A 6,634-nucleotide genomic window follows, 5' to 3' on the forward strand; every position below is an offset into this window, starting at 1 on the left:
CTGCGGGTTTGAGTTCGTCGGATAAACATAGGCGCGACGTTACTACAAAGCGGAGGATAAAACAAGATATCTCCATAATATTATGGCACTATATTGCGTATTTGAGCGCGCCACAAAATACAAATCTTTGTATATCAGTTAGTTAGAAATATACGAAACGGAAAAAGGGAGAGAATTTAGCAGGATGAGGTTAAAGATGGGATAGCCGCAGCCATGCGACAACGTGAATGGATTGATGACCTTTGGAATAAATCCAAAACATTTCATCTCCCCGTTAAATTTAACCCAATATTCAACCTAAATTCCTCAATTGAGATTTATGGTGAGAACAGCTGAAACCTAATACTGTAAACGATTTATGGCTAAATATATTAACCGCTTCTCAGCTGCCATATACAAGCTGAGAGCAAGGTGTGGCAACACTTTCAGCTGATTTTGATTGTTTCATTAAAATCTCACCCAACTGGTGATACTAAGAATCCCCTGAAACACCTTAATCTACAGGATTCTTGAACGGTTAAGAGACTTCAACTAAGGAAAATAGGTTCAATCCTTAATTGGTTCTAATGGAGAACCTGGGATAAATGCTCAAAAGAATCAAACAGGCAAAAAAATACCCTCAGAAATTACATTTCTGAGGGTATTGCTAATTTACTAGCTTATGGATTTGATTCTTCTTTCTGCTTGACTGCACTCTTTTCTTCCACATTTGCTACTGATGAATCATTTACCCTCAGATCATCGCGGATCTGCTTGATAGTACCCGGCCCGATACCACTCACTTTTTCCAAATCATCAATCGAGCTAAACATACCGTTCTGGCTCCGATATTCAACAATGGCTTTTGCCTTGGCTGGCCCAATTCCTTTCAGCACTTCAAGCTCAGATTGTGAAGCAGTATTAATATTAACACTTGCATAAACAGCACTATTCAACACAAAAAAGATAATTATCAGCTGTATTAGCTTTATCATAATCACACTCCTCTAGTAAGAAAAATTTTTGCTTACGACAAACTTTTATTGCTTATAAAGCAATAAATATATCGGCACTTTTCCCAATCTTATTGAATGAATTTTAGATAAACCAAAGTGAGCAGTCGCTCAAGCGCAACGAAAACGTGTTTGTTTAATGATGACAATAGTCAATAAAGGCAGGATAAAACCAATAGTGGTCACGGCTATCAGAAGCATACCCAGTTCACTATAATCAGCCGGAACAGATATTCCACCAGTAGCCGGATCACTCACTTCACGGGTAACGATAAAAATCTGATTCATATATTTGGTGCTTAGTTGAGAAGCTGATAACGCAAGATTGGTAAACGATGCCATGACCGCAAAGAAGGTTGCTTTAAGCTTCTCTGGTGCTGAGTTAGCAATCCATGCCAACATAGGAATCATGGCGATTTGGCCCAGAGGTGATTCCAGTGCCGTATCTATTATGGCAATGAAACGTGCATCCACGATACCTCCTGTTTGTGCAGCTGTCCACTCGTGCAAACCAAAATACATACCAATGATTGGAAACGATAATAATGTCCCTGCAATGGTCAGCACACCAATAATATACGCCATTGAGCGTTCTGCCATAAAACGGCGAAAAATAAACATTCCCACCAACGTCAGGGCAGCGCCTATCAATGATAAGGTGGCAAGAAATTGCTGATCGAATCCCAGTTGATCGATCATCCACCAGGTAGAACCAGCTCCTGGAGTAGGTATAGCGCGGAATATAAATATCAGGATAGCCGTACCTACTAGAACATTACGCGCTTCTGCATCAAGTTCACTGGAAAGGTGCCAGATCAGAAAAAGCACGATGATCATCGATAAACAAAAAACGATTTCCTCAGCAGCAGAAAAACTACCCAGCCCGATACTCAATGATACGATTGTAAACGCTGCTCCACCACCTAGTATCCACCAATTAACCGGGGGCGCTTCGGCATGAACAGTCAACAATGCCTCCGATTCTTTACGGCTGAGTCCCTGTGCAATAAAACGCGCTATATTTCGTCGTCGCAGCCAGCTAGCAAAAAACACCCCCCAAACCGAGATAAATGGAATCACCAAGGCGAGTTGATAGACCAATAAATAGGCAGCGGTTTTATCTTCCTCCGACATGGAACCTACATCACGCATCAAAATAACGTTAGCTACTGAAACCAGGACACTACCGCCAATAATAGCTACCCGGCCAAGGGTTTGCATCGTGACGTGCATTTGTTTGCGTTTTTCTGGAGAAAATGGTTGTCCATTCCCCTCTACACGTGGAACAGCCTCCACTGTCATCGCATCAGCCACCACGTCTTGCAATACGTAACCTATCGGTGCAAGTAAAGCTGCTGCCACATACCAGCTCTCCACTGAAGCAACGCTTTGCATAGCATTGGTATATCCAAGCAAACCGATCATGATTAATAAACTCATCATAATCAAACTCGCCCCTAGATAGACCAGTAGACTCTTCCAGCGCCATATCAAATCGACCAGATGGCCGAGTGGCATTTTTAGTGCCCATGGTAATGCCATCCAGAATCCCAGCGCTGCCAGAAACTCAGCAGAAAGCCCTAGTCGCTCTTTAACGTAAAATGTGCCAACAATTCCAGTCAGGCTGGAAATACCGGCTGCAAGGTAAACCATTAATGGAGGTAAATAGGAAAGCCGCATTTCGCGGCCCAGTGCAAATATATGAATATCAAACCAACGATATAAGGCAGTCAATATTCCTGGATTTGGTGATATAATATTCATTTAGATTACCCTGTCTATCTTGGCATATTTCCAGGAAGTATTGACCCATCTATTAAGACTTACACTTAAGCACCTTGTGTAGGCTGCCATCTAAGTTTGTTATCTCACTCAAGTAGGGCGTTTACCCACTTTAATTTTAACCAATCTTTCCGAATTATTACGCAATATCGTTAAGGTAACTGTTTTACCAGGCGGTAATGCAGCAACCAGATTGAGCATTTCGGAAGAATCTGTGACTGTTTTCCCATCCACGGCAAGCAAGATATCTCCAGGTTTTATTCCTGCTTCATCAGCAGGACCGTCTCTCAGTACACCTGCAATGAGTGCCCCTCCAGGCTTTTTTAGTTTGAATGATTCTGCAAGCTCAGGTGTTATATCCTGCATACTCACACCTAGCCAACCGCGCGTCACACTCCCAATCTCAACAATTTGCCCCAAAATCTGTTTAGCTGCATTTGCAGGAATGGCAAAGCCTATTCCAAGCGACCCACCTGTACGAGAATAAATCGCAGTATTGATTCCGATCAAATTACCAGCCGTATCAGTCAGCGCCCCCCCTGAATTACCTGGGTTAATAGCTGCGTCGGTTTGAATAAAATTCTCAAAAGTATTAATCCCTACTTGAGACCGCCCTAATGCACCAATGATTCCCATGGTAACGGTCTGCCCTACTCCAAAAGGATTACCGATAGCGAGCACAATGTCACCAACCTTTGCTTGCTCAGATTGACCAAAGGTAATACTAGGCAAATCGTCCAGATCGATCTTTAGTACGGCCAGATCACTTTCCGGGTCAGAACCAATGACGCGTGCCTTAGCGCTTCTACCGTCAACCAGCGCGACCTGGATTTCACTCGCTGCCTCCACTACATGATGATTGGTCAGGATATAGCCTTCTGGACTGACTATGACGCCAGACCCAAGACTGGAAGTACGCCTTGGTCTGGACTCAAAACGTTCCCCGAAGAAACGCTGAAACATCGGATCATCTAGCAACGGATGTGAGGGCATCCTACTTTCTTTGGTGGTAAAAACATTGACAACTGAAGGCATGGCAATTTCGGCGGCAGTATTAAAGCTACCGGGTCTGGGTGTCGCTTCAGCTAGTACAGACTCTTTGATCGTCGCCAACTTGCCACGCGGCGTCCATGGTAATAACTCAGGCCGAAGCGTGGAAACAACAAAGAAAATGGCCAGCAATACCGTGACAGATTGCGCAAAAATTAACCAAAGTTTATTCATATCAGCATATTAATCAGAGGTTACAATATAGGTAGATATATAGTGATCAGGAAAAAAAATGCAACAAGATGAGCTTGAGAATTATCTGAATCAATTACTGAATATTTCGTGTTTTCATGATTATTGCCCAAATGGGGTGCAAGTGGAAGGGCGTGATCAAATTCATACTATAGTTAGTGGTGTTACGGCATCATTAGATCTTCTTCAAGCGGCCGTAGCCATGCATGCTGATGCAGTTCTGGTTCACCATGGCTATTTTTGGCGTGGCGAAGACAGAACTCTCCGGGGTATACGGCATCGACGTGTAGCCTTATTGATGAAACATGAAATCAGCCTTCTTGCCTATCACCTGCCACTGGATGCACACTCTGAACTAGGTAACAACGCTCAATTAGGGGAAAAGCTACATTTTCTGACAATCGGTCACTTTGGAGAACAAAACATTGCATTACATGGCCAACCTATGCACGATATATCCCTTGAAGAGCTAGGTGAAAAAATATCTTCCACATTGGCGCGCAAGCCGCTGATCATTGGCGATCCGACCAAACCAATCCACCGCGTCGCCTGGTGCTCGGGTGCTGCTCAAAGCTATTTCGAAGAAGCCATCCGGTTGGGTGTCGATGTATTCATTACCGGCGAAATCTCTGAACAAAATGTTCATGCAGCACGAGAATCCGGGGTCGCATTTATTTCCGCTGGACATCACGCAACCGAACGTTTTGGTGTGCAAGCACTTGGAGAACATATTGCCCAGCAATTTGGCATCAAACATCGATTCATTGATCTAAATAACCCAGTATGATCAATATATTCACAGATCATAGCGATTAAAAGAATTTAAACGCAGAGAATTAGTGAACATTTATCTATGGCCAATCAATCTTCTTTCTTGTCCTTGTCTTTTTTCTTCGGTATCGTCCACCAAATGATAAAAATTAACAACCCCAATACCACCGCCGCTTCAATTGCTAAAATCCACATATCTCTCAGCTTGTTATATCGTCAGAATTTATCTAAAAGATGTAACTCTAACTAAAATTCGATGAAAAACCAATCGACTTTGCCCATTCTTGCATTATCACTATGGCTGCTGGCAGCCTGTAAGACCGAAACCCTCTCACCGGCTCCTATTCCTAATAAGCCATCGGCATCAATAAGCTTGCCTGCTAATGCGTCCCAAGCATCTCCAGCGTCTCCCAGCTCTAGCCAGCTAAAAGCCTCTGATTGGTCTCAATTAAAAGAATGGGAACAAGACACGCTTTTGCCAGCGTGGACTGCTTTTTTGCAGAGCTGCAATGCTTTAAATAAGCAGCTATTGTGGCGAGAAATCTGTAAAAAAGCCAGCACAATCAAGCAACCCAGTAATGGCGCCATCAGACACTTCTTTAAACAGCATTTTATCCCGCATCAGGTATTGAATCTGGATGGCAGTGATGAAGGATTGATCACCGGCTACTATGAACCACTCCTTAAAGGCAGTCGCACACCATCACAGCAGTATCGCTATCCACTTTATGCACCACCCGATGAACTTCTTGTCATCGATTTGGGTGATGTTTACCCAGAACTTAAGAATCTGCAATTACGTGGTCGATTAGAAGGGCGCAAGGTTGTGCCATACTACAGCCGCGCAGAAATTGAAAAAGCACCAGTATCGCTGAAAGGACGTGAACTTTTGTGGGTAAATGACCAAGTTGAATTATTTTTTCTCCAGATTCAGGGATCCGGTCGTATTGCTCTGGAGAATGGGGAAATTCTCAGAGTAGGTTATGCAGACCAAAATGGCCATCCCTACCAATCTATCGGAAAACTCCTGGTTCAGCACGGTGAACTACCCATAGAAAAAGCTTCCATGCAAGGAATTAAGCAGTGGGGACAACAGAACCCAGATAAATTAACTGAATTGCTTCATCAGAACTCACGTTACATTTTTTTCCGAGAATTTCCCAATAATCTGTCTGGTCCACTCGGGGCGCTTGGCGTATCGCTTACTGCGGGCAGAAGCCTTGCTATTGATCCCCATGCTATGCCGCAAGGCGCGCCTGTTTTTCTCTCCACAACCTGGCCTAATTCCAACAAACCGCTCAATCGACTGATGGTAGCACAGGACACAGGTAGTGCTATAAAAGGAGGAGTACGCGCTGATTTCTTCTGGGGATTCGGCCCGGAAGCAGCAAGCCATGCTGGGAAAATGAAACAGAAAGGGAAAATGTGGGTATTGCTCCCCAAAAACTATTCCTCACATCTTCAGGCAAGAAAATAAGCATTCGCACACAAGTAGCAGAGTGCTCATTTTCCTTTCAGCCATAGCTGCATCAGTCGATGGCTGCTCAAGGGATGGGGCCGGTCGTATCATCAGTGCGCCTGTTCGGTGAATTCGACTATGCTGCCAAGTCCTGGCCGCAAGCGCATCGCGTGGCGCTCAAGGCCGAGGTGCTGGCGGGGAACACCGGGCGGCCAGCCAAAGATAATCAGCGTTACGTGGTCACGTCGCTGCGCAGCCCCACTCCCCCGCGCACTCTACCAGCAGGTGTATTGCCAGCGGGGGCAAGCAGACATTACTGGGTATCAGCAAGCGCGGAGATGCTTATCTGCGTACCCTGTTGATTCATGGAACGCGAGCGGTCATCCGC

General features: G+C 44.6%; 5 protein-coding genes and 2 pseudogenes. 4 read left to right on the forward strand and 3 right to left on the reverse strand.

The genetic code is table 11. The features are described from left to right. Positions 1-659: 659 nt before the first annotated feature. From BLP80_RS14030 to BLP80_RS14040, 3 genes are all read right to left on the reverse strand, one after another. Entirely contained in the window at positions 660-974 is a 315-nt protein-coding gene (locus BLP80_RS14030; RefSeq protein WP_090544265.1) for a ComEA family DNA-binding protein, read from the reverse strand. A gap of 129 nt (positions 975-1,103) precedes the next feature. Further along, a complete protein-coding gene (locus BLP80_RS14035) occupies positions 1,104-2,756 on the reverse strand; it encodes an MFS transporter (RefSeq protein WP_090544267.1) in 1,653 nt (550 codons plus the stop codon). A 108-nt stretch (positions 2,757-2,864) separates the two neighbouring features. After that, positions 2,865-3,998: a Do family serine endopeptidase gene (locus BLP80_RS14040; protein ID WP_090544269.1), complete on the reverse strand. Its 1,134-nt coding sequence runs from the start codon at positions 3,996-3,998 to the stop codon at positions 2,865-2,867. Positions 3,999-4,056: 58 nt separating this feature from the next. Between BLP80_RS14040 and BLP80_RS14045 the strand changes: the two genes are divergently transcribed. From BLP80_RS14045 to BLP80_RS14055, 4 genes and pseudogenes are all read left to right on the forward strand, one after another. Further along, positions 4,057-4,803, forward strand: coding sequence for a Nif3-like dinuclear metal center hexameric protein (locus tag BLP80_RS14045; protein ID WP_090544271.1), 747 nt, complete (start codon positions 4,057-4,059; stop codon positions 4,801-4,803). A gap of 240 nt (positions 4,804-5,043) precedes the next feature. Further along, positions 5,044-6,264 (forward strand): murein transglycosylase A, encoded by a 1,221-nt coding sequence (locus BLP80_RS14050; protein ID WP_090544274.1) that lies wholly within the window; start codon positions 5,044-5,046, stop codon positions 6,262-6,264. Positions 6,265-6,332: 68 nt separating this feature from the next. Then, positions 6,333-6,558: pseudogene (locus BLP80_RS15365) on the forward strand (transposase); the annotation flags it as partial. Then, a pseudogene (locus BLP80_RS14055) lies at positions 6,539-6,634 on the forward strand (transposase); the annotation flags it as partial. The pseudogenes BLP80_RS15365 and BLP80_RS14055, both read left to right, overlap by 20 nt.

The sequence above is a fragment of the Nitrosomonas sp. Nm132 genome, assembly GCF_900100485.1.
Lineage (GTDB): Bacteria > Pseudomonadota > Gammaproteobacteria > Burkholderiales > Nitrosomonadaceae > Nitrosomonas.

Coding starts and splice junctions, on each gene's coding strand:
- BLP80_RS14040 (WP_090544269.1), bottom strand. CDS start 3,998: ATGAATAAACTTTGGTTAATTTTTGCGCAATCTGTCACGGTATTGCTG.
- BLP80_RS14030 (WP_090544265.1), bottom strand. CDS start 974: ATGATAAAGCTAATACAGCTGATAATTATCTTTTTTGTGTTGAATAGT.
- BLP80_RS14050 (WP_090544274.1), top strand. CDS start 5,044: ATGAAAAACCAATCGACTTTGCCCATTCTTGCATTATCACTATGGCTG.
- BLP80_RS14045 (WP_090544271.1), top strand. CDS start 4,057: ATGCAACAAGATGAGCTTGAGAATTATCTGAATCAATTACTGAATATT.
- BLP80_RS14035 (WP_090544267.1), bottom strand. CDS start 2,756: ATGAATATTATATCACCAAATCCAGGAATATTGACTGCCTTATATCGT.